Annotated in this window: 20 protein-coding genes; 4 read left to right on the plus strand and 16 right to left on the minus strand. The window is 70.4% G+C overall.

Going from position 1 to position 21,551, the window contains the following annotated elements:
* Window positions 1-367 precede the first annotated feature (367 nt).
* Both EES42_RS42060 and EES42_RS42065 read left to right on the plus strand, forming a co-directional pair.
* Window positions 368-1,201 carry a hypothetical protein gene (locus tag EES42_RS42060; protein WP_206433897.1) on the plus strand — a complete coding sequence of 278 codons (834 nt, stop codon included), beginning with the start codon at window positions 368-370 and terminating at the stop codon, window positions 1,199-1,201.
* Window positions 1,202-1,884: 683 nt separating this feature from the next.
* The gene (locus EES42_RS42065; protein WP_124723548.1) at window positions 1,885-2,613 is read left to right on the plus strand and encodes a prepilin peptidase; all 729 of its coding nucleotides are present in this window, start codon (window positions 1,885-1,887) and stop codon (window positions 2,611-2,613) included.
* Window positions 2,614-2,668: 55 nt separating this feature from the next.
* On the opposite strand, the gene EES42_RS42070 is transcribed toward EES42_RS42065, so the two are convergent.
* From EES42_RS42070 to EES42_RS42140, 16 genes are all read right to left on the minus strand, one after another.
* A complete protein-coding gene (locus EES42_RS42070; RefSeq protein ID WP_124723480.1) occupies window positions 2,669-6,256 on the minus strand; it encodes a LysM peptidoglycan-binding domain-containing protein in 3,588 nt (1,195 codons plus the stop codon).
* 5 nt (window positions 6,257-6,261) lie between these two features.
* Window positions 6,262-6,714, minus strand: a complete 453-nt coding sequence (locus EES42_RS42075) for a pilus assembly protein TadG-related protein (protein ID WP_124723481.1) — start codon at window positions 6,712-6,714, stop codon at window positions 6,262-6,264.
* A complete protein-coding gene (locus EES42_RS42080) occupies window positions 6,711-7,229 on the minus strand; it encodes a TadE/TadG family type IV pilus assembly protein (RefSeq protein WP_124723482.1) in 519 nt (172 codons plus the stop codon). The genes EES42_RS42075 and EES42_RS42080 overlap by 4 nt, the downstream gene beginning before the upstream one ends.
* Window positions 7,226-7,639 carry a TadE/TadG family type IV pilus assembly protein gene (locus EES42_RS45385; protein ID WP_277426176.1) on the minus strand — a complete coding sequence of 138 codons (414 nt, stop codon included), beginning with the start codon at window positions 7,637-7,639 and terminating at the stop codon, window positions 7,226-7,228. Before EES42_RS45385 ends, EES42_RS42080 begins: the two co-directional genes overlap by 4 nt.
* Window positions 7,640-7,641: 2 nt before the next feature.
* Window positions 7,642-7,815, minus strand: a complete 174-nt coding sequence (locus tag EES42_RS45390; protein WP_164495549.1) for a hypothetical protein — start codon at window positions 7,813-7,815, stop codon at window positions 7,642-7,644.
* Between the two features lie 87 nt (window positions 7,816-7,902).
* Window positions 7,903-8,784: a hypothetical protein gene (locus tag EES42_RS42090; protein ID WP_124723484.1), complete on the minus strand. Its 882-nt coding sequence runs from the start codon at window positions 8,782-8,784 to the stop codon at window positions 7,903-7,905.
* Window positions 8,781-9,695, minus strand: a complete 915-nt coding sequence (locus EES42_RS42095) for a type II secretion system F family protein (protein WP_124723485.1) — start codon at window positions 9,693-9,695, stop codon at window positions 8,781-8,783. The genes EES42_RS42090 and EES42_RS42095 overlap by 4 nt, the downstream gene beginning before the upstream one ends.
* The gene (locus EES42_RS42100; RefSeq protein WP_124723486.1) at window positions 9,692-11,299 is read right to left on the minus strand and encodes a CpaF family protein; all 1,608 of its coding nucleotides are present in this window, start codon (window positions 11,297-11,299) and stop codon (window positions 9,692-9,694) included. Before EES42_RS42100 ends, EES42_RS42095 begins: the two co-directional genes overlap by 4 nt.
* Window positions 11,292-12,254 carry a hypothetical protein gene (locus tag EES42_RS42105; RefSeq protein ID WP_124723487.1) on the minus strand — a complete coding sequence of 321 codons (963 nt, stop codon included), beginning with the start codon at window positions 12,252-12,254 and terminating at the stop codon, window positions 11,292-11,294. Before EES42_RS42105 ends, EES42_RS42100 begins: the two co-directional genes overlap by 8 nt.
* The gene (locus EES42_RS42110) at window positions 12,254-12,853 is read right to left on the minus strand and encodes an SAF domain-containing protein (RefSeq protein ID WP_164495550.1); all 600 of its coding nucleotides are present in this window, start codon (window positions 12,851-12,853) and stop codon (window positions 12,254-12,256) included. Before EES42_RS42110 ends, EES42_RS42105 begins: the two co-directional genes overlap by 1 nt.
* 161 nt (window positions 12,854-13,014) lie before the next feature.
* Entirely contained in the window at window positions 13,015-13,899 is an 885-nt protein-coding gene (locus EES42_RS47030) for an ATP/GTP-binding protein (RefSeq protein WP_241196940.1), read from the minus strand.
* A complete protein-coding gene (locus tag EES42_RS42120; protein WP_124723489.1) occupies window positions 13,893-14,504 on the minus strand; it encodes a hypothetical protein in 612 nt (203 codons plus the stop codon). The genes EES42_RS47030 and EES42_RS42120 overlap by 7 nt, the downstream gene beginning before the upstream one ends.
* Before the next feature lie 232 nt (window positions 14,505-14,736).
* Entirely contained in the window at window positions 14,737-15,750 is a 1,014-nt protein-coding gene (locus tag EES42_RS42125) for a hypothetical protein (protein WP_124723490.1), read from the minus strand.
* The gene (locus tag EES42_RS42130; protein ID WP_124723491.1) at window positions 15,747-16,130 is read right to left on the minus strand and encodes a hypothetical protein; all 384 of its coding nucleotides are present in this window, start codon (window positions 16,128-16,130) and stop codon (window positions 15,747-15,749) included. The genes EES42_RS42125 and EES42_RS42130 overlap by 4 nt, the downstream gene beginning before the upstream one ends.
* Complete coding sequence (locus tag EES42_RS42135) at window positions 16,123-17,073, minus strand: replication-relaxation family protein (RefSeq protein ID WP_124723492.1); 951 nt, start codon at window positions 17,071-17,073, stop codon at window positions 16,123-16,125. Before EES42_RS42135 ends, EES42_RS42130 begins: the two co-directional genes overlap by 8 nt.
* On the minus strand, window positions 17,073-19,859 hold the full coding sequence (locus EES42_RS42140; protein WP_241196941.1) for a type IV secretory system conjugative DNA transfer family protein: 2,787 nt from the start codon (window positions 19,857-19,859) through the stop codon (window positions 17,073-17,075). The genes EES42_RS42135 and EES42_RS42140 overlap by 1 nt, the downstream gene beginning before the upstream one ends.
* A 648-nt stretch (window positions 19,860-20,507) precedes the next feature.
* On the opposite strand from EES42_RS42140, the gene EES42_RS45395 reads away from it, so the two are divergent.
* Both EES42_RS45395 and EES42_RS42145 read left to right on the plus strand, forming a co-directional pair.
* Window positions 20,508-20,681, plus strand: a complete 174-nt coding sequence (locus EES42_RS45395) for a hypothetical protein (RefSeq protein WP_164495551.1) — start codon at window positions 20,508-20,510, stop codon at window positions 20,679-20,681.
* On the plus strand, window positions 20,678-21,551 hold an 874-nt coding region (locus EES42_RS42145; protein WP_164495552.1), incomplete at its 3' end, for a threonine ammonia-lyase. The genes EES42_RS45395 and EES42_RS42145, both read left to right, overlap by 4 nt.

Raw genomic sequence — 21,551 nt, forward strand, 5'->3', positions numbered from 1 at the left:
AGGCATCGAACCCGCCCTGCTCCCCCCGGCCCCGGACTCAACCCTGACCGCCCAGGTCCCGAAGCAGAGGCAGAGTCCCGCCCTTGAGAGCCCTGGCGCGCAGAAGATGGAATTTACGCAACTGCGTGCCGGAGAACCGCATCCGTCATTCCAGGTGCCTTCGGTAGCCGCTGTACGGCCGTCCGAACCGGCACCGGACGATGCCAGGGCCGACGGGCGCCTCGCGGACGCCTACCGAGCCTGGCTCGCTACCTATGCCTCCGAACCGACGAGCGAGCAGTTCGCTATCTGGCTCCAGGACCGGTACAGCATCGCCACCGCAGCCGGAGACCCGCTGTCCGACCAGCAGCTGGAGCCTCTGCTGCGAGTGCTGAAGCAGCACGGAGCGCCCGTGCCGACAGACGGGCCGGGCTCCGACGCTGCCCAGGACGCAGTCGACGAGGGGACATGGGCCGACTACTTCTACAACGCTTGGCTCACGTACGCGACGGAACGGGGCTCGCGCCCCGATGCTGCGGCCCTTGCCGAGTACGTGTACCAGCGCGACGGCATCCTGGGAGCCACTGGGCAGCCCGTCACCGGAGACGAACTGCGCGAATACGTTGCCCTGTTCCAGGAGCAGGAACAGGACGACGACGGGACTCAGCCTGCTCCGCAACGCCAGGCTCAGTACAACGGCGACGACTACCCCGAGGCCGATCCGGCACCGGCGGCAGCGGACCAGACCGCCGAGACGGCCCCCAACCACGGGGGCGACGAGAGCCCCGACGAGGACTTCCTCCCGAGCGGCACCGACGATGACCCGGAGGAGCAGCCCGGCACGCCACCATGGTTCGCCGCCGACCAGCAGGATCAAACGCTGCCGACGGATCGGCATGCCGTACACGCGTCCGGTGGTGAGGGCAGTGGCCGCAGCGTCGTCCAGGTGCGAGTCCCGGAGCCCCGTGATGAGGACGAGCCCGACGCAAAGGAGCCGGCCCCGAACATCCGTGAGAGCAAGGCCGAGCAGGAGGTCGAGCAGCACGACGGCTCTCACCTGACGGGCCCGGCGCGGGTGGAATTCCACTACCGACAGTTGTCACCGGAGGAGCAGCAGCTTTCGGCGAAGGCTCTTGCTCCGGTCCTGGCGGAGCGCTGCGGCTACCAGGAGGGCACGGTGCGGAAGTATCTCGGGCCGATCAAGCGGGCTGCCAGCGTGTGACGTTCCACCGCTGTGGAATGCGGGCGAGCTGCCCGGAGCGCTGCACGGGGGTGGGGGTGGAATCCACGGATTCCACCCCCACCCTTTTCTGCTGTCCCGGCTTCGCGGGCGCATCCGGGGCCACTGCTTTGCGGCGCTGGGGCAGCAGGCGTGCGGCCGGGGGTGCCATGGTGAGTTTCCGGTATCGGTTCAGGGGTGGAACGCTTTGACCTGGGATTTTCCAGCGTGGGTCACTGTTTGGGATATACCCCGCCTGCGTTCTCCCCGTTGTTCGTCGCCGCTTTTCGAGGTGGTGGGTGGTGCCGTTGAGTGGCTCGCTGACAGCGGGGTCCGGTCGTTCCATGCGGGAGCGGCCGGGTGGAAAACGGGAATGGCTTCGTCTGCGGCGGCTGTGGCCGGGGTGGAATTTTCCACGTCGCCCGGTGGTCTTCCGGCCTGCGCAGCGGTCGCCGGGTCTTCCCCAGCGGTACCGCTGAGCGCCTCTGGCCGATGTGGGCCCGGGCGGCCGAAGGGTGGAACGCAACCGTGTTTCTGATGGCGCAGTGTGACGGCCCGCTGGTCATCCGGAAAGCTCGCGGCGGCCGGGTAGGGGATGCGCCAGGCCGTTCGGTGTGGGCGGTCGTGTAGAACGAGAGCCGGCGAGGGACGACGTGTTCCCGGTCAGGGAGGGCGGCACCATGGCGATGGCGGGGGCGTTGATTGCTGGGGCAGCGGTGTGGGGTGCGGGCACCGGCCTGCTGGTTCCGCGCGCGGTCTACCAGCTGTCCGTTCCGGCGGGAGAGCCGTGGCAGACGAGGTGCCCCCGCAACCACCCCTTGAAGCAGAGCGCGGGTGGTTGGATCGGGTTGCCGCGCTGCCCTCATGACGCTGTCCCGCTCGGTCCTCCGGCGGGAGTGACCGCGGCGGTGGTGGCGGTGGTGTGCGCGGCGCTGGCGGCAGCCACCGGCTGGCGCCCTGAGCTGGCGGCGTGGCTGCTGCTCGTCCCGGCGGGTGCGGTGCTGACGCTGGTGGACCTCGCGGTGCAGCGGCTGCCACATCTCCTGACACTGCCCGCGGCAGGCGTGGCCTGGGTGACGTTGGGCGTGGCCGCGCTCCTGCCCGGCCACGCGGGCTCGTGGCCGCATGCCGCCGCAGGCAGCCTCGCGTTCAGCGGCACCCTGTTCGCTCTGTTCCTGATCAGTCCGGCCGCGATGGGCTTCGGTGATGTGCTGCTCGCGTTGACTGCGGGCGCGGTCCTCGGCTGGTACGGGTGGACCGTTCTCTTCCTGGGCGCCTTCCTCGGCTTCGTGCTGGCCAGCCTGTTCGGTGCACTGCGTCGGCTGGGACGGCGAACGGCCGGCGCAGGCTCGCTGATTCCGCTCGGTCCGTTCCTGCTGGCCGGTGCGCTCGCCGGGGTTCTGGCAGCCGCCTGACAGCGCACAGGGCCCGGCCGCCATACGGCGGCCGGGCCCTGAGCTTTGAGTCGGGTCAGTGGCGTACCGCGTCCAGGCGGCGGATGGTCTGTTCGGTCTCGGGTTCCATGGGCAGGTCGGCTTCGAGGAGGTACTGGTTCAGCTGCTGGATCGCGGCTTCCAGTTCGGTGTGCGCGCCGAGTTGGGCCAGGGCCTCGAAGCGGTGGCGCCACAGGACCTCGCGTTCGCGGCCGGTTTCCAGGCCGCGGCCTGCCGCCCACAGCGCGCCCTGGGCGTCGCCGTCGGTCAGGCAGCGGGCGGCGAGGTCGTCGGCCGCGTCGACCACCGTCGAGATCATGTCCTGGGCGAGGTTCTCGGCCCAGACGTAGCGGCGTGGCGGAATGCCGGTGAAGGGCCGGCCCCGTACGAGTTCGAGCGCGCGTCGCAGCAGCGCGCGGGCCTGGTCCCCGTCGTGGCCGGCGGCCTGTGCGACCAGGTCCTGGAACTGGTGCCAGTCGCAGGCGACGCCGGCCAGGCGGTGCTTGCGGTCGGCCTGGGTGTTGAGCTTCGGGTAGTACGGTTCACCAGTTTTGTCTTCGCCGAGCCAGCGCCGCACTTCGCGGATGCGCCCGTTGCGGGTGTTGTTCTCCACGCGCCCTCCGCCGGGCGCGATGACCTCGTCGAGTTCGTGGCGGGTCGCGCCGTCGGTGCGCAGGGCGAGCCAGCAGGTCAGTTCCATGGCGACGGTGCGGCGGTTGGATTCGATGTGCCCGCGGGCGCCAGTGACATCAACAGGTCCCAGCACTCGGACTGTGGGCGCATCGGCCGTGTTCTTGTCTGACGGGCCGGGCGCGGAGTTGTTGTCCGTGTCGGCCGGCGCCGGTTCCGGGCGGTCCGGGGCAGGCGGACTGACGGGTGCGGGCAGGCGGGCGTTGACCCGGGTGACGGGGGTCGTGGCGGGCAGCACGATCCGGCTCGGGGGGGCGGCATCCGTCTGCGGGGCAGACGGGCGAGCCGTTTCGGCGGCAGCGGGGAGCGAGGAAGGCGGCTCGGCTTTTGTGGCCGTGCCGTCACCGTGGCCCTCCTCTGCTGGGACGGACGCGTCTTGGTCCGAAGGTGTCGGGCCGGAGGCGGGGGAGTCGTGGTCGAGCTCGGCGAGGCTGGCCAGCAGACTGCCTGATTTTCTCGCTCCGGGCTGCGGCCCGGCGGCGGCCGAAGTTGCAGGGCCGACAGGGGAGTTCTCCGCTGGCGCAGTCGGCGGCGGTGGGGTCGGGTCGGGGGCCACGTCGGTCTCCGAGCTGGACGTCAGCGCGCTCTCGACGACGTCGGCGTATTCCTCGTCGGAGAACGCCACCAGCCGGCACTGCAGGCTGGTGCCGGGCACGAGGTGGGCCTCGTCGTCGGTGTCCAGCACCCACACCGCCTCGGCATCGTCGGCGGGCGCGTGTCCGCTGGTGATGATGGCGGTGGCGGTGCGTGGTTCCTGCTGCAGGACCTGGGCGAGCTGTTCGGCGGATTCCGGGTCGGGGCAGCTGTCGAGGTCGGCGAGGACGATCATCGGCCACAGTTCGTCCACGGTGTCCGCGGCCCGCGCTGCGCCCAGGTCGGCGCTGTCGCTGTCGGACAGTGTGGAGTGCTGCCGGCTGTGATGGGTGCGGACGACGTCGGCCGCGTCGGCGAGCGTCGTGTACGGCGTGACGCGCGGGTCGATGAGGGAGAGGCCCGGGGCGCTGTCCTCGCCTGCGACCGCGATCTCCAGGTCCGAGCTGAGCGGGGACACCGCGAGCGACGTACCGAGTGCGCGCAGCACGGGCAGTCTGGTTTCCCCGGTGAGGTGCACGGCCCCGAACCGCTCCAGGTCGACCAGGAGCAGCGCCTCGTGGGTGTCGTCGCCGAGCGCGATCAGCGCCGGGTAGGGGGCTTCCATCTGCCCGCGCAGTTCGGCGGCCAGCAGGTCGCTGGTGTCGACGGGGCACCACCACACCTGCGGGCTGTCCTCGGTGGCGGTGAACGGCGGAAGGGGAGCGGGGAAGTCGCCGTCGCCGGTTTCGCCGACGTCGTTGGTGAGGTGGAGCAGGATGCCCTCGGTGCCCAGCTGGACGGCGCCCAGAGCGGGCAGCGGCCGCTCCGCCTCGGCGCAGTGGTGGGCGAGGGTGCGCAGGGCTGCGTCCAGGAAGCCGACCTCCTCGATGGCGTCCACGCAGCGCAGGGTGCGCTCGGTCGCGGCGGCGCGTCCGCTCGGCATCGCGATCCGGCGCCCCGGGCGTCGGCGGCGCTGCTGCAGTGTCCGCTTGCGGCGCAGCATCAGGAGCACTCCGGCGGCGGCGAATCCGCCCGCGCCCAGGGCGAGCACCGTGACGGACGGCCCTGCCTCCTGGTCCTGAGCGGCGCTCTGGGCGCTGCTGTGCTGTTCGTCAGCCGGCGGCGCGGACCCGGCGGAGGGTGCCGAGGCGTCGGGTGCGGAAGGCTTCTGGGCGCTGGCCCCGGCGGGCTCCTCGGCCGGGGCTGTCCGGGAGGGAGCTCCGGTGTCTGGGGTCTTGCTCGGCTTCTTGTGGGCCGGGGAGCTGGAGCGTTCCTCCCGTGCGGAGCCGTCCGTACTCGCGGACGGGGCGGGGCTGGCTTCCTGCTCCGGGGTGCCGGCCTCACCATCGCTGGCCCGGGGTGATTCAGAGGGCGCGGCTCCGTCCTCCTGGTCCCGGTGGTCCTCCTCCTGGCTGCCCGAGGCGTGCTCGCGCGGCGGCGCCGGCTCGGGAGCGGCGGTTTGGTCCGGGATGGACAGCCGCTCGCCGGGATAGATCAGGTCCGGGTCATCGATCACGTCCGGGTTCGCCTGGACGATTTCCGGATAGCGGGTGGGGTTACCGAGCTCTTTGTGCGCGATGTCCCACAGGTTGTCCCCGGACTTGACCCGGTACTGCGACGTGCCGGCCCCGTGCTTGGCCTGTGGGGCAGTGGCCGTGTGGGGCTGCGGATTGTTCGCCGATGTCTGTGCGGCGGGCCTGGCAGCGTGGGCTGGGACGCGCAGTGTCGTGCCGGTCGTGATGACGCCGTCGGAGGGTGCGAGGTCCGGGTTAAGGCGCTGGAGCTGCTCGAAGTGGGCACCGTCGCCCAGGAGCTGTTCGGACAGCTCCCACCAGGTGGCGTCCTGGGAGACCGTGATCCGCCCGGGCTGCCGTGTCTGCTCGGCGGCGCCGGCCTTCGTGCCGGTCGTACTGGCAGCATCTGCGCCAACAGTCTGGGCGGGCAGTGCCTGGGCGGTTGCGGCGGCGGCCGGGGTTGTGGCGCTGGCTGTTGCGGGGGAGGCCAGGATGATGCTGCCCAGGAGGAAGCCCGCGAGTTTCTGCCCGGTGCCCATGCCCGGCAGGCGAGGGGTGGTGCGGCGTGCGAGGACCGCGATGGTCTCGATGACCACGGGCACGGTCAGCCACAGCCACAGCACCCAGGCGACGGCCGTCATGGCCGTCATCAGCGCCGTGCCGTCGTCGTCGTGGAACTGCAGGACGTCCTGCCAGGAGCCGACGTCGGGCACTGAGCGGGGCAGGGTGCCGATGTCCAGCAGCAGCACGGGGATGCCCGCGGCGAGCAGGACGAGGAAGACGAGCGCGAACAGACCGCGGGCCAGGGCCCTGGGCCACGATGTCGCGCGGCGGTTCGTGGGGGGCATCGCGGTCAGCCTCCAGGCGCGTGCAGCAAGATGGCGCTGCCGTGACCGGTGAAGGACCACGAGCTCACGCCGAACAAGGACAGGACGTAGGGATGGAACGTGGTCTCGGCGGTGACATTGAGGCTCTGCCCGTCCCCGGACGTGGTCACCGTGCCCTGGGCATTACGGGCGGCGAGATAGTCCTGGGCCGCCGCGGTCGCGGCGTCCGGGTCGATGACGACGGCCTCACCCGTGATCGCCTGGCCGGGGTCGACGCGCTGGGCACCGGTGCGGGCTGCGGACTGCGCGGCGTAGAAGGCGTCCGAGCGGGCGTTGAGCGCCAGCCCCAGATCGATGACCATGCCGACGATGAGGAACCCGGTCAGGATGACACCGGCGTAGAACAGCTCCAGGCCTCCGCGGTCACCGCACAGCGCAGTGCGGCGCAGCCTCCACCAGCCGGCGACGTGTGCCCTCACAAGCCCTCACCTCCGCGGCCCGTACCGTTCAACCCAGTCATACGGCCGGGGGAATGGTGCTGGGCGCGCACGGACCAGGTGTCCACCGGAGCGGACTGGGTGCTGGTCAGCGTCTTGGACCCACCGATGCCGGGGATCGCGAGATCGCTCAGAGGCACCGTGCAGGACACGGTCGCGGACACCTGCCCGAACGCACCCACGCCGGCCGTGAGAGCAGAGGCGTCAATGCTCACCTCGATCTGCGAACAGCGGATACCGGAGTTCGCCAGGCTGGTCCGGGCGGCCTCCTGGGCCTGGGCCTGCCCGCCGCCGGGATCCTCGGCCAGTGACGCCACACGGGCGGCATCGCGTGCGGCCGCGTCCGCGTCGCCCTCGGCCAGGGCGACCCGTCCGACCCCGATCATCAGCCCGAACAGCATCAGGATCACCGGCACGATGATGACGGTGGTCAGCGCCGAACCGCCCCGGTCACCCAGTACTCCGCGGCGCCCGCAGACCCTGCCGACGCGCGTCATGGGCGGAACTTCTCGACAGGGGCCTGCACGGACTGCGAGACATGCACCCGCCACCCCAGCACCAGCATGATCACGTTCCCCTCCACCTGAACGCTCACCGTGTCCGCTCCCGCGTTCACATGGATCTGGGCGTCGTTCAGCGAACCACCCATGCCTGCAAGGAACTCGCGCCCGGCCGCCACGCCCGCGCCGTCCGGCGCACCGTAGACGCGCTGCGCGTCCAACGCCTGCTGCGCGGTGTGATGGGCCACGGAACGGCCGTGGAACCAGATACCGCTCTGGACGAGGGAGAACAGCAACAGGAACGCGAGCGGCACGATCATCGACAACTCCAGCGCAAGCGCTCCACGATCGCTGCGCCAGAAACCGCAGGGGCCGGACCGTATGCCGGGCAGAGGATGGTGAGTCATGGTCAGAAGCCGAGGATCTGGGCGGCCTTTTCGGTGATCTTGGTGTTGGCGGCGGCATACACCAGGCCGACCAGGGTGGCGCCGCCCACCAGGACCAGCGCCCATTCCATGGCACCGCCGGTATCGGCGTGGGCCGAGCGGATCAGGCGGATGCGCCGGCGCAGCGTGTCAGCCACGCGGGACAGGCGGGGGCGGGTTTGCAGGGACTGCACGGATCCTCCAGGAAGGTCAGGACACAGGATTTGGTCTCAGCCGGGGCGGGGTCAGAAGTTCATGACACGGATCAGCTGCGGGGCCACGAGGAAGAGCGCCATCAGGAAGACGATCGCCAGGGCGGGCAGCCGCATGTTCTCGGTGGCCTCGCCCGCCTTCTTCTTCCGCTCGGCGAACAGGCTCTCGCGGGTGCGTACGGCCTGGGCGGACAACTGCTCGTAGACGGCGGCCTGTTCCTCACCGGCCAGCCCCAGGGAGGCGCCGATCCGGGCGAGGGCCGGTACCCCCAGTTCGTCGCCGAGCCGGGTGAGAGCGTCCCAGGGGCTGACTCCGGACAGCGCCGCGTGCTCGACCGCGTCCCTGATACGCACTGCGGCCGGCCCGTCCCCGGACTTCAGCGCACGGTCCAGCGCCTCGGGGGCACCGGCATCACTGTTGCGGGCCAGAGCGACCCGTTCGAGCAGCGAGGCCGTGTAGTAGCTGTACTCCAGGCGCCGCTCCTGGGCCTTGCCGCGGTAGTCCTTCAGCCGCTGCAGGGCGAGGAACGCGGCGAAGCCGAGTCCGAGCACGAGCGGGATGACCCAGGGCAGGGACATGCCGCCGAGGGTGACCAGGAACACCAGCCACTGCGCGCCGACGAACCCGATCAGCGCGTACAGCGCGCACTGGCCCAGCAGGTGCGCCGGCGTGATTCCCAGGACGGCCAGGTCCTGGGCGGGCAGCCGGTCGGCGACCGTGGTGGTCGACACCAGCTTCTGCCCCAGGTGGTCGGTCCACGCCGTGTTCCCGTCCCCAGCACGTGTGCCTGCGGCCGGGGTGCGGCCCAGGACAACGTCGAGCGGAACCCGCTTGGGCAGGAAGGCGCGTACAGCCAGTGCCCCGGACAACGCGACCAGGGCGCCGATCAGCAGGCCCGGCATGGACAGCGTCATGACCGCACCTCCTGGGCGTCTCGTTCCTTGGGCCCGAGCAGGGTGCGGGGCTCGGGCTTCATCGCCGCGACCTTCCGCATCCACCACAGCAGCAGGAAGAACAGCGCGCCCATCGCCAGCAGCAGCAGCTGCCCCAGCGCGTTCGCCAGCGGCGCCCAGTAGGCACCGTTGGCCAGGACGAAGGCGACGACCGCGAGCACGAACAGCGACACTTTCCGTGTCTCGGCGCGTGCGTCGGCGCGGCGGGCGTCGAGGTCCTCCACCTCGGCGGCCTGCCGGCGCACCAGCGCGGCCTGCGCTCCCAGCGCGTCGGACAGGCCCGCGCCGCGCGAGATCACGTGGTCCATGAACAGCTGCGCGATGTCGTCCCCGATCCGCGAGTCGAGATCGTCGGCGAACAGCCGGTAGGCATGCCGGGCCGGCACACCGGCCGCGAGGCGCTCGGACAGGACACTGACCGGGCGGCGCAGCAGGGCGGGCACGTTGTCCAGGGAAACGATCGCCGTCTCCAGCGACTTGCCGCCGCTGCGGACGCTGGCCAGCTGCCCCAGCCACTCCGCCAGCGCCTCCAGCCGTGCCACCTCCAGGCGTTCGGAACCCCCGGGGTAGAGCACGAACGGCAGCCCGGCCACGGCGGTGGCGGCGAGCAGCGCCTGCACCGGCCAGCCGGTGATCATCCACATCAGCACGCCCACGACCGCGGCCGCGACGAGCAGGAGCCGGTAGTTGTCCCGCCACAAGGCGGGGAGTTCGGCCACCGCCTGCCGGGCCCGGTCGGCGAGCGCCGGCTTGCCCCGCCGACGCGAAGAGGAAGGAGACCAGCCGCGCCACCAGGCCACCAGACCGGCCAGCCCCAGCACGACCACCAGGCCCGCGATCATGCCGAGCACGGACAGATAAGAACTGCTCACGACACCATCCCCATCCCGTCCCCATCGACCAGCTTCAGGGGCTCCCAGGTGCCGTGCGGCCGCTGTCTGCGCCAGGGCACCAGGAAGCCGTGCCGTGCCAGCTTCTTGGCCCGCCGCCCGTCCATCGCCGACGTCGTCGGCACCGCCCGCACCTCGCCCAGCTCCTCGTTCGGTGCGAACAGATGGGTGAGCGCGACGCCGGCCCGCTCGCTGAGCCCGGCGGTCTCCCACACGTGCGTGACGAACCGGTGCTCACCGCCGCCGATGTCCGTCTCGTCGACACGGTCCACGTACACGATCAGGTCGACGGCCGCCGCGATGAGCCGGTAGGCGGAACTGTCGCTCAGCCCGCCCTCGGTGAGCGGCACCATGAGCCGGTCGACCACCGACTCCGGGTCTTTGGCGTGCAGGGTGCACATCGACCCGGCGCCGCCCGCCATCATCGCCTTGAGCATCGCTACGGCCTCGGTGCCGCGGACCTCACCGACCATCACGCGAGTGGCGCGGTAGCGCAGCGAGGTCTCCACCAGCTCGCCGAGTGTGACCCGGCCCGCTGCCCCTTTCTCGCCGTTGCCCTCGCGCGAGCGGAAGGCAATCGTGTGCGCGTGCTGCCCGTACTCGTCGTAGTTCAGGCGAAGCTCCGGCTCGCCCTCCAAGGTGGCCAGCCGCTCCTTGGCCGGAACCTCGCGGCCCAGCGCGCGCATCAGCGTGGTCTTCCCCGAGGCCATGTCACCGGCAATGATGATCGACAGTCCCGCCCGCACTGCAGCCCGCAGAAATGCGAGCAGCAGCGTGTCGATGGAACCCCACTTGACCAGTTCGTCCAGCGTGGCCTTCTCCAGCAGATGGCGCCTGATCGAGATCACCAGGTGCGGCTCGGTCAACATCGTCGCCGCGACACGGGAACCGTCCGGCAGATCGAAATCGACCTTGCCCGTCGCGTACGACAGCAGCCGCTCGCCGTGCCCGGACATGGCGGCCATCTGGTTGACCCACTCCAGGGCCTGCTCGTCGGAGGTGAACGGGGAGCGCAGGCGCTGCCGTTGCTGGCCGCGGGCATCGACATACATCCAGCGGCCGTCAATGAGGACGTCCTCGACACCGGGCCGCTCCAGCACCTGCTGCAGGGCGCCGGCCAGGAAGAAAAGGTTGAACAGTTCGCCGCGCAGCACGGTGATCTGCTCGCTGGTCAGCGGCGTGTTCTCGTACGACCACTCCTGGGCCCACTCCGCCACCCGCACCCGGATCTGGGTACGGACCACCTGCTCCAACGCGGCCGTGTCCAGCGTCTCGCCCTTGGCCCGACGCTCCTTCTTGATGTTGTCGACGTCGTCGGCCACCTTCTGCCGCAGCTCGCTGATCTTCTCCTGTGGCACAGGAAGAGCACCGGGCAGGGACGCTGCCGTGCTCACATCCGAGGGGCCCGCAGTTGCTGCGGAGGCTGCGGGATGCTGCGGCACTGCGGGCGCGGCCTGCGAGAAGACCTGGCCTGCCAGGCCTTGCGGCGCGGTGCGTGAGGGGTCGGCAAGCAGACTGCCCAGCAACGTCGTGCTCGGCGCGGCGCCGTTGACCGGCCCGCCGTTCTTGCCTCGGCGCTCAGCCATGGTGCTTCTCCCGCTGTGCGAACTGCTGGACCATCCGCGCGGCAGGCGCGGAGGGCGGCGCCGGGGGCGCAGGGGGTGCCGGAGCGGCTGGGGCCGGGGGTGCCGGCGGCTCGGGCGGCGCCGCTCGCATCTGCAGGTGCAGACGACGCCGATCAGCGTGCTGGCGCAGCGGATCAAGCACCTCACCGGCTGCCCTGAACAGCCGCGAGCCCCTGCCCAGGGCGCGGGGCATTCGTCCGCCGTGTTCGATCCACGCAGCGGACGCCTCGTCCCAGGGCAGCTGCCCCAGCACGGGGGTCTCCAGGCTGCGCTGAACCTCATCGCGGCGGAAGTCCGTGCCCAGCAGCAGCAGTCCGAGCGACCGCGTGCCGGCACCGTTGTGCATCAGGTCGTTGTTCAGCGCCTGTGCCACGGGGTCAGCCAGAGCGAGCGACGCATCCGTCGTGCGCGTCACCAGGAGGACGATGTCGGCCTCCCGCAGTACCAGGGCAGGAGACAGGACCGGATGCAGGCGGCCGCCGTCCAGGACGACGCGGCCCGCATCGACGATCACGTCCCACCGCTTCTCCAGGTCCGCCCGCCGCAGCACCTGCAGCAGCGCAGGCCAGGTCGACGTCAGCGACGCTGCCTGACGCGGATCCAGAAGGCCGGGCAGAGCGACCCGGTAGTTCGTGTCATCGACCGGCCAGAACTGCTGGGCGACCTGCGGGCTGAAATCGGCGTCCTCACCAGCGCGCGCCAGGTTTGCCTGCGGCAGGCGGTGCAGCCCGATATTGCGGCCCAGCCGCTCGCGGGCCGCGCCGCGCGGGACATCACGCAGCAGCCCATGACGCAAGCTACCGCCCGCAAGATCGAGTTCGGCCAGCAGTACCGGCCGCCGGCTGCCCAGCGCCATTGCCGCCGCCGTCGTTGTCACCCCGTCGGACTTCGCCGACACCAGCGCAATCAGCGGCATCAGCGGCCTCCGCCCGACAGCGGCTGGCGCACCAGCGTCAGACGCTTGGCCGCGGCCATCGCCGACAGCCGCGGTCCCTCGGCGGGATCGACGATGAGGTTGACCAGGAAGGTACCGGTCGCGTCGACACGGCCGACGCTGTCCACGGTCGCCTCGATCTGCTCCGGGTCGCCCGACTGGGGCATCTTGCCGCCAGAGCCACTTGCGCTGCCCCCGTCGTCGCCCTGCGGCGAGTCGAGGATCACCGCCAGGACCTCATCCCCCTTGGCCAGGCTGCCGTTGCCCGGGGCGAAACCCTTCTTCACCTCGACGCCGACCAGTTGCTTGTCGTCACCCAGTCCCCCGCCGCGGCGCAGCTGGGACTGAGTCAGTAGCGAGCCCTGTCGTAGGTCCACCGCCGCACGCTGCCCCACCACCGAGGCGCGCCGCGACGAGGGGATCGGAGACAGGCCCGGATCCTCCGCGAACGACACGGACTTCACGTCCTGGTCGGTGATGGTCTGCCCGGCCTGCACGTCCTTGGCGACGGCGAGCACGTTCACACGGTCCCCGGCACGGGCCACCACCACCGCTCCGGTCATGGCGCCCAGCAGCGTCACCAGCGCCAGTGAGACACCCACCGACCACTTGCGCCGCGAGTGCGGCTTCCTGGCGCCCCGGCTGGGCTCCAGAACCGGCTGCCGCTCCGCCGGCATCGGTGGCATGTACGAGGCAGGCGTTGACGATTCCATCTGCGTTGGGCCCTTCGATCGTGCAGAACTCACTGGTTGACGGCCTGAGACTCGACGATGGTCAGTGCCACCTGCGAGCTGCGGACCTCGGTCAGCTGACCGGTCTCGCCGCTTCCCCCGGCCACCTGCCAGTTCACCGCCCACGTCGCCGTCGCCGTCACCCGGAACTTGCCGCCCGGCACCGAGTCAGAGGCCTGCTTGTAGACGTGGCCGCAGTCCGGGGAGGCCTTCATGCCGTACGACTTCTTGTAAACCGATCCGGGACTGGTGCACGTCACCACGGCGCCATCGCCCATCGACCACACGATCTTGGCGACCTTCGCCGTCGCCGTCACGGTCACGTTGCCGGCCGTCGCACTCGCGGAGATCGGCCCGTACGTCGTCGCCGAGCGATCCACCGCCATCCATACCGGCATTCCCACGAGCCCCCGGCCGCCTGGCTTGGGGTTGATGTCGATGTCCGGGACGTCGAGCTTCATCGAGTCCACGGCCTGGCGGGCCACGACCTCGGGGTCGACAGCCGGCTCGGCGGGGTTCTTCCCCTCGGGGATCCAGACCGTTCCGATCCGGTCGGTCGCCGGACAGTTCACCTGGTAGACGGCGCCCTTCCCGCCCTGCTCCTTGCCGTCCTGCATAGCGAGGTTCTCGGGGGGTGGCTGCGGCACCATCTTGGTGTAGCTGCACTTGGGGGCGTCGGAGGAGCCGCCCGAAGAGGCCTTGCGCGCGCTCGGCTTCGCTCCGGAACTTCCAGGCGCGGTGTGCCGGTCCTGCGCGCAGGTCGTGATCGTGAACGCGGTACCGGCGCAGTTCTTGGAGTTGCCTACGGTGTGGCCGCCGGGGCCGTCATCGGCGAACGCGACGGACGGCAGGGAGGCACAGAGAGCGAGTGCGGCCAGTGCTGCCCGCCTCAGCATGCGTCATCACCGTGCGGCGTCAGCGACGTGATCAGCCACTGCCCGTCCCAACGCTCTGCCGTGGCCGTGGCCCAGTACCGCGTCTTCTGGCCCGGCGGCATGGGCTGTACTCGCTTGTCCCTGGTGTTGTAGGTCTGCCATCCGGAGATGTCCATGCAGTCCTTCACCGAGGCCTTGGGCGTCTTGGCGCTCAGGTCGATGGACTTCACCTCGGTCTTTGAGTGCTCGACGTCGCCACGGACTACAGTGCCGGCCTCTCGCATCCGAGCGAGGTCGTTACGGACCTGTCCGAGAGCGTCGAGAGTGGCGTACTTCTGGAGGTCTGTGCCCTTTTCATCTGCCTTGTGGTAGGCCTTCATCTGCTCGGTCCACATACGGTCATAGGAGCCGAGCACTTTGCGCTTCGCCGCAGCATCAGGGTCAGCGATATTTGAAGGTGCGACGGAGGATTTCGCACTGGAAGGGGTGCTGGAGGCCTTGGGATTCTCATCACCGCCCGAACTGCAGGCTGTCATGACGAATACGGAACAGCCCACAAGTGCCGTGCCGATAAGTAGAGTTCGGCCACGAAGCAGGTTGTCCCTGGTCTTTGCTGTTGGCGTCATCACGCCTCCCCGTTCTCATCGTTCGCTGTGCCGGTGACCTGTGGTGTCTCGCGCTGGGTGGTGGTGCGGTCGTGCAGCATGAGACAGGCGTGGTTGCCGTGCACATGCACACGGTACGCATATTCACGCCAACAGCACACCCGGTAATGGCAGTTCATAAAGCTGTGACCACGCTAATCCCGCCCAACGGGACACATCGCCTCTTTCGGGATTGGGTGTTCCCGCGGTGCGGTCAGTTCTTCACGTCACCCGTGTAGGTGACGTCCTCGCCGTACGGGTCGACCACTTCGATACTGACCGGTCCTTCAACCTGTTTTCCCGGAATGGTGAAGTGGACGGTCACGGTCGCCATCCGCTGGGGCGCGATCCAGGCGAGCGACGGCAGATTGGACAGGTTCTCCTCGAAATCGCCCTCGGTGAGTTCCGCTCCGGCGAAGACCCTGAGGCTGGCCTTCGGGCGATGACCGAGAACCGTGTCGTCGAAGTCGTTGAAGAAGCTCAGGTCGACCGCGTAACGCCTCCCCTGAGTAGTGGTGCCGACCGTGCGAGGCTGGCCAATGCGGAGCCACGGCGAGTCCTCCGCCCAGTCGCCGAACTTCAGCTCCTTGGCCGTGTCGGCTGGCTGGATCTGTGAGACGTCGACAGGACGGGCCGGGGCGCCCGGGACCGCGCCCTCGATGTAGATGGGGTCGTCACCCTCGAAGGTGATGGTCAGGGGCTGTCCCGCAGCGTCGGCCGGGACGGCGTAGCCGACGGTGGTGCTGTACGTGCCGCCGGGGCGCACACGGATCGGATGGGCCTCCACGTCGGGGAACTCCAGGCCCTCGACGCCGGTATCGGTGAACACGGCTGCCGTGCGGCCCTCAGAGCTGTAGCGGGCGGTGGCGTCGAATGAGCCGTGGAGCTCGGCGATGCCGCTGTCGGTATTGGTGAAGGTGACCTTGGTGGTCAGGGCCTGCCAGCCGTCGGGAATCGAGGACGCCTTCGCGCTCGGCCTGACCGGGGAGAGGGCACCGACGCTGACCTTCCAGGAGTCGCTCCGTCCTTCCTCCCTGAACGGGAAGGACGACCCCAGGCGCAGCATGCCCACCGGCAGGGCCGGCGCGGAGGACGGCCTCGAGTGGCCGGTGGACGGCTTCTTGGCTGTTGCCTGGCTCTGGTCCTTGGCACTGTCCTGGTGCCCGGAGCACCCGGACAGCAGGGCTACCGCGGTGACCAGGCCGGCCCACTGGCGCTTTGTCTTCACATGAACTCCCGAGTGGTCATTTGGGGTTGGGATTGTGTCACCAGTGATCCACAGCGGGTGTCCGGGGCCTGACGGTACGTGTGCGTACGTGGCTCGATCAGATCGTCGAGGCAGCCGTAGCCGTGGGTCTGCGCGCGCCACCCGTCGAGGACGTCCTGCAGGAGCGCGCGGGCCAGAAGCTGGTACTGCTCGGGGCAGTGCTCGCGTTCGCTGAGCCAGCCGAGGTGGCGGGTATGGGCGTGGAGCGCGATCAGCTCCGTGAGCAGCGGCGTCGGCAGCGACACGTTGTCCACGATCTCCGCACACGCGTGACCGGAGGGCTGGGACGGTGCTGCGGCGGAGCGTCGGGTCCGGAACAGGTTGCGCAGTGCGTCAATCACGGGTGCCTCCGGTCGGGGCGAGGAAGACGTCGGTCGGTGTGGTGTCACCGGACAGCGGGGTCATGACCGGTGCGAAGGGGCCCAGCTCCTGCAGGAGCTGCAGCGTGGTGACGCCGGCGGTGAGCTGGCTGACGTGTGGGTCGGCGGCCGCGAGGGCGCGCAGGTCCTGGATGCGGTTGGTCAGGACTCTCTCGGAGGCCCCGGTCAGGACGATGAGCAGGCGGGGGAAAGCGGGGTAGCGGTCGCGCCACGCCTCGCGGACGGAACGGGAACGGCGGCCGCCGTTGGGCACGTAGTGCTGGTAGCGGGCGTAGGCGGCGAGTTTGGCGGCGAGCCGGGTGGTCTGCATGGTGGCGCGGTCGACCTCGATGAAGAAGCTGAGCATGCGCCGCCGCCCCTCCGCCGTGGCGTGGGTGTAGCGCAGTACCGCGTCCGGGATCATGAACGCGTCGTCGGCGCCGCGGGATTCGCCGTCGCGGATACGGTGGGCGACTTCGGGCTCCCAGTCCAGCGGCGAGCACTCGTCGCCCAGGCGGCGTGCCCAGTCGACGAAGGCGACGCCGGTGTCGACCACCGTGAGGGTGTGCTCCTGCAGCTGGGAGGCCGCGGTCTGCGGGCTGATGCGGTAGCCGCGCCGTGGGATCGTCGGGTCCTGGGCGACGGCGTCGGCGCCGCGCGCGGTGATGTACCACAGCAGCTCCGCGCGCCCGAGCCGTGAGGTACGGCGGGTGGTGGTGTCGACCAGGCCATCCGCGCGCAGCGTTGCGAGTTGCTGGCGCAGGTAGACCGGGCGTCGGGCGTGCGGGGTGAACAGCCGGTGCAACTGGCTGGTGGCGACCAGGCGGTGCTGGTACAGGGCGGGCAGCAGGTCCTGCGCCAGACGAGACAGCCCGGGAACGGGACGCATCGGGTCCGGTTGTGCGATGGGGGTGTCCAGGGACATCAGGCAACCTCACTACTGGAGCCGGCCTCGGGCCAGCAGTCGTCATCGGGATTCCCGGCCGCAGTTTCGGCCGGGGGCTTGTGCGCGGGCGGCGCGGGGCGGCGGCCGAGCTCAGTAAGGATCCGGTCGTCGAGGCCGGGCATACGCCCGTCGTCACTGCCGTCCAGCTCGGTCAGGACCGTGCGCAGCGGGCGCCGGCGCAGCGTCTTGTCCATGGCCTTCTCCAACTGGGGGAGTCGTTCGGGGTGGTGGTAGTTCGCGAGGACCTCGTGGATGGGGACACCGGCGACCTGGAAGGTGGGGGTGGGGCGGCCGTTCAGGGTGGCTCGCACCGCGTAGTGCCACTTCGGCTGCTGCATCAGCGTCATCGCCGCAGCACCCGGCAGCCGCTTGGCCAGGAACGATGCCTCGTCGGCGTCGGCGGCCGCCGCCGACAACAGCGACTGGTTCTGCATCAGAGCGAGCCGCGTCTCCTCCGACAGACGCATCGCCATCTGCGTCATCGCCATCAGCCGGACCTCGTACTTGCGCAGCTGCTCCAGGATCGCGGCGATGTACCCGCGGGCGGCGCCATCGATCGCCCTGAGCTCGTCGGCGAACGCGAACAGCGTGGCCAGCAGCCCGGGATCGATGCCCTCACGGGAGTGCCCGGCACGGAACAGGTCGAACAGCAGCAGCGACGTGATGATCTGGTCGCCGCTGCCGGTACCGGAGCAGCGCAGCAGCACGATCTGCCGCTCGTCCATCACCCGGCGCACGTCATAGGTGGAACGCGGCTGACCGAGGAACGCACGCAGCGAGGTGGAGGTGGCCAGCTGTTCGATGGTCTGCGTGACCACCGGCACCGCACTGCCCTCGTACTTGGGGAACGTGGTCCGCCAGAACTGCTGCAGCCGCAGCGGCATCTGGGCGAGCACGCTCTCGCGCCACTCCTCGTCCGACAGCAGGCGCGGGATGGTGAACACGGTGGGCTGCAGGTCCGGGCGTCCGCGCTGGCACATGCGGTAGGAGAGGTGGGCGAGGATCTCCACCGCGTGCGAGAGGATCGCCCGCGCACGCGGCGCACCATCACCCCACCCCTGTGCGGCAGCCAGCCCGGCGACCACGGCACCGATGACGTCCTGGACTTCCTCCTCGGCACGGCCCTCCATCGACAGCGGATTCCACGCGGCGACCATCGCGCCCGGCTTCTTCGCGCTCAGGTCGATCACCTGCACCCGGTCGATGACCGCCGGATGCGTCAGATACGGCAACGCCCGCTTGACCGCCGCGCCGTGCGGGTCGAGGAACCACGCCCCGAACCCGCCATAGGCGAGCGTGATGGCCTGCAGCAACGCCAGCTCGCTCTTACCGAAACCGGACTTGCCCAGCGACGCACCGAACAGAACATCGGCCTGCGGAAGACAAGCCAGCCGCGTACGTCCGTCGGCCTCGGTCACCCGGCCCAGCGGCACCACACCGGGCTGCCCGGCCCAGGTCGGCAGCCCCCGCGGCGCCGGGGCGAGAGTGCCGCCGGTGCGCACCACGTTCTGGGCGGTGCAGTGCACGTTCGCCGGCCGCAGCAGCGCAGCGAGCTCCTCCGCCGTGAGCCACTGCCGGCGCGCCGGGGCGAACTCTCCTGTGGTGTATCGGCGGTCGAAGCTGCGGCGGCGCCACCACACGCTGCTGTACGGACGCCACCCCGTACGCCGCGGCCCCACCGGACGCCACCAGTTCTCCCCCGACCAGCCGTCCATGACCGCCATCACCTGGTGGAGGCGTGCCTGCGCCCGCGCCGGATGCGCCCCGGTCACCCGCACCAGGACCTGCACCGCGAAGACCTGCGCATCCTTGCCCGGCAGGAACTTGCCCACCCCGTCGGCCAGGTCCTTCTGCCTCGGCAGCGGCTTGGCAGCGCCCCTTCCCCCGGCCGAGGACAGTGGCTTGCCGCCGTTGAGCCCCTCGGCCAGCACCGACATCCACGACCCGCCCCGCCGGCCCGAGCCGATCTGCTCCCCGTACGCGGAAGGTCCGCGCTGCCCGGCCCGGTGCATCAGGCGCCGCCGCCACGCGGCCACCCGCCGACTCGCCACCGGCACCACATCGACGACCAGCTCGGCCCGCTCCCCACGCCCGGCATCGAGCTGCGCACACGCATCCGCCAGCACCTGCAGCGGGTCCGGGTCCAGCGCGGCCGGAGTCAGACGGAGATGGTCGGGCCGCGCCAGAACCAGCTCCGCCCGCGCCACATACAAGGCGCCGGGCCCGGCGGGAGCCCCCTGCCCACTGCCCTTCGTCAGCTGGCGCTCAGCGGTTGCCGCAGGCCGGGGCAGGGGATCAGCACCCTCGAACGTGATGCGCTCCGAGTCGTGGGCGCGACGGCCTTGGTGACTACGGACCTGGACATCCGGCAGGGACGGCAACCGCATCAGCGCGGCCGACGTCGCAGGCCCCTCCAGACGCAACGACAGCTGACCCTGCCCGTCGCTGCCGTGCCGCAGCCTCACCCCCTGCGCGCGCCGCGGCGTCCACTGCGTGGTCTGCGAAGCCCGGGCCAGACGCGCCGCGTGCGGCGCCATATCCTGCGCCGACGGAGCAAACCCCTGCGACGGCACCAGCTCGACGACCGCCCGCTCCTCGAGCAGCCGACGCGCCCGCACACGCCACCAGCCGAAACCTGCGCCCATCACAAAGGCGCCGATCCCGGCAACCCACCCCAGCCACCAGGCCACCTCGCACAGCAGCCGCTCCCACGGCACATCACCGGAAACGACGGACGAGAACACGGAGGAGACGACGTCGCCCATCAGCAGCTGCCCCGCGACGGGCGAAACCGAGGCGCACGGCGCCCCACCCGCCCCGCGCCCACGGTGGTGAACGCCCAGCCGGCCACCACGCGCCACAGACGCCGGACCGTCAGACCACCGAGCCCCATCACGACAAGCGCGATCCATGGCCAGCCGCGATGCTCCGCCGCCCATGCCGCCCGATCTCCTACGAACGGAAGATTCTGCAGGTCACCGCCCCACCACCAGCCATGTACACAGCCCACAGCGAAGACAACCGCAGCCAGCCAACCGCACCAGTCCACCAGCAACACCACCGCCGCATCCCGCGGCGACTCCGTACCCCGTGCGGACTCCACAGACCCTCCCACCAGGATCCGGGCGGCCTCGTACCGCCCATCTGATCCCCCAAGGAGTGCCAACTCCGAAAACGTGACCACGGAACTGGAAGATGTTTGAGGATTTCTGAGTACCTGGTACTGAGCGCCCCGGTCCTACTCAGCCAGGTCGTGATCTCGGACCGCGTAGCCGTCCTACGCTGACGCCGTGAGGCGGTCTGAGATCACCTCGTACGGTCAGGTCTCTCTGGTTCACGGCCCTGGGATCCGAGGTCCGGTGCCGGGGCGGCGTCAGATTCCAAGATCAATCTCACCGATACTGACTGCTCTGTTGGTCACGCCGCTACGACGCGGCGCGCTCCAGGAGATCGCGCACCGCAGGAGTGTCCCCCTCTCCCAGACCGGGAACCTCGCCACCATGGCGGCCGCGGCGGGCATCGACTACGACCAGCTCATCCGCATGATCCTCGCCACCGCCACCACCAGTGGGGGGTACCGGCCGTGACCGAGCTGAATGCCCGCGATATCGAGGACGCCGCCGCCAACCTCAAGCCGGTCGCTGCCCGCACCCCGGCCCTGTCCGCGCTCTCCCTTGACCAGGCGGCGGGCTGGCCGGTCGTGTGCAAGGCCGAGAGCCTCCAGCGCACTGGCTCCTTCAAGTTCCGCGGTGCCTACCACCACGCCTCCTCCCTCCCCACGGCGGAACGCGCCTGCGGGCTGATCGGCGCATCCTCCGGCAACCACGCCCAGGCCCTGGCCCTGACCGGCAGGCTCCTCGAAGTGCCGGCCACCGTCGTCATCCCCGCCGACGCCCCGACCCCGAAGGTCGAAGGCATCCGCGCGCTGGGTGGCAGGGTCGTCACCTACCGCCGGGATTCCGAGAACCGCGACGCCCTCGTGGCCGAGATCGCCGCCCGTGACGGCCTGGCCGTCGTCCCCTCGGCGAACTCCCGGCACATCATGGCCGGGGCCGGGACCGTTGCCCTGGAACTTCTCACCGACCACCCCGAGATCGAGAGCCTCGTCGTCCCCGTCGGCGGCGGCGGCCTCGCCGCCGGGACCGCCACGATCGCCAAGCACCTCCACCCCGGCATCAAGGTCATCGGCGTGGAACCGCGGGAAGGCGCCGACACCCTGCTGTCGATGCGTTGCGGCCACCGCATCGCCCTGCCCGAGGTCCCCGCCACTATCGCCGACGGCCTGGGACACACCAGCCCCTCGCCGCTGACCTGGGCCGTCAACTCCAGGCTCCTCGACGCCGTCGTGACCGTGACCGACCAGGACATCACAGGCGCCATGGCGTTCGCCTTCCGGCACCTGAAGGTGGTAGCCGAACCGAGCGGCGCCTGCGCCCTGGCCGCAGTCCTTGGCGGCC

The organism is Streptomyces sp. ADI95-17 (assembly GCF_003846175.1).
Lineage (GTDB): Bacteria > Actinomycetota > Actinomycetes > Streptomycetales > Streptomycetaceae > Streptomyces > Streptomyces sanglieri.

What these genes read in the sequence shown, in the direction of transcription:
- EES42_RS42065 (WP_124723548.1), top strand. Translation starts at nt 1,885, where the DNA reads ATGGCGGGGGCGTTGATTGCTGGGGCAGCGGTGTGGGGTGCGGGCACC.
- EES42_RS42070 (WP_124723480.1), bottom strand. Translation starts at nt 6,256, where the DNA reads ATGCCCCCCACGAACCGCCGCGCGACATCGTGGCCCAGGGCCCTGGCC.
- EES42_RS42080 (WP_124723482.1), bottom strand. Translation starts at nt 7,229, where the DNA reads ATGACGCGCGTCGGCAGGGTCTGCGGGCGCCGCGGAGTACTGGGTGAC.
- EES42_RS45385 (WP_277426176.1), bottom strand. Translation starts at nt 7,639, where the DNA reads ATGACTCACCATCCTCTGCCCGGCATACGGTCCGGCCCCTGCGGTTTC.
- EES42_RS42090 (WP_124723484.1), bottom strand. Translation starts at nt 8,784, where the DNA reads ATGACGCTGTCCATGCCGGGCCTGCTGATCGGCGCCCTGGTCGCGTTG.
- EES42_RS42100 (WP_124723486.1), bottom strand. Translation starts at nt 11,299, where the DNA reads ATGGCTGAGCGCCGAGGCAAGAACGGCGGGCCGGTCAACGGCGCCGCG.
- EES42_RS42105 (WP_124723487.1), bottom strand. Translation starts at nt 12,254, where the DNA reads ATGCCGCTGATTGCGCTGGTGTCGGCGAAGTCCGACGGGGTGACAACG.
- EES42_RS47030 (WP_241196940.1), bottom strand. Translation starts at nt 13,899, where the DNA reads ATGCTGAGGCGGGCAGCACTGGCCGCACTCGCTCTCTGTGCCTCCCTG.
- EES42_RS42120 (WP_124723489.1), bottom strand. Translation starts at nt 14,504, where the DNA reads ATGACGCCAACAGCAAAGACCAGGGACAACCTGCTTCGTGGCCGAACT.
- EES42_RS42135 (WP_124723492.1), bottom strand. Translation starts at nt 17,073, where the DNA reads ATGTCCCTGGACACCCCCATCGCACAACCGGACCCGATGCGTCCCGTT.
- EES42_RS42140 (WP_241196941.1), bottom strand. Translation starts at nt 19,859, where the DNA reads ATGGGCGACGTCGTCTCCTCCGTGTTCTCGTCCGTCGTTTCCGGTGAT.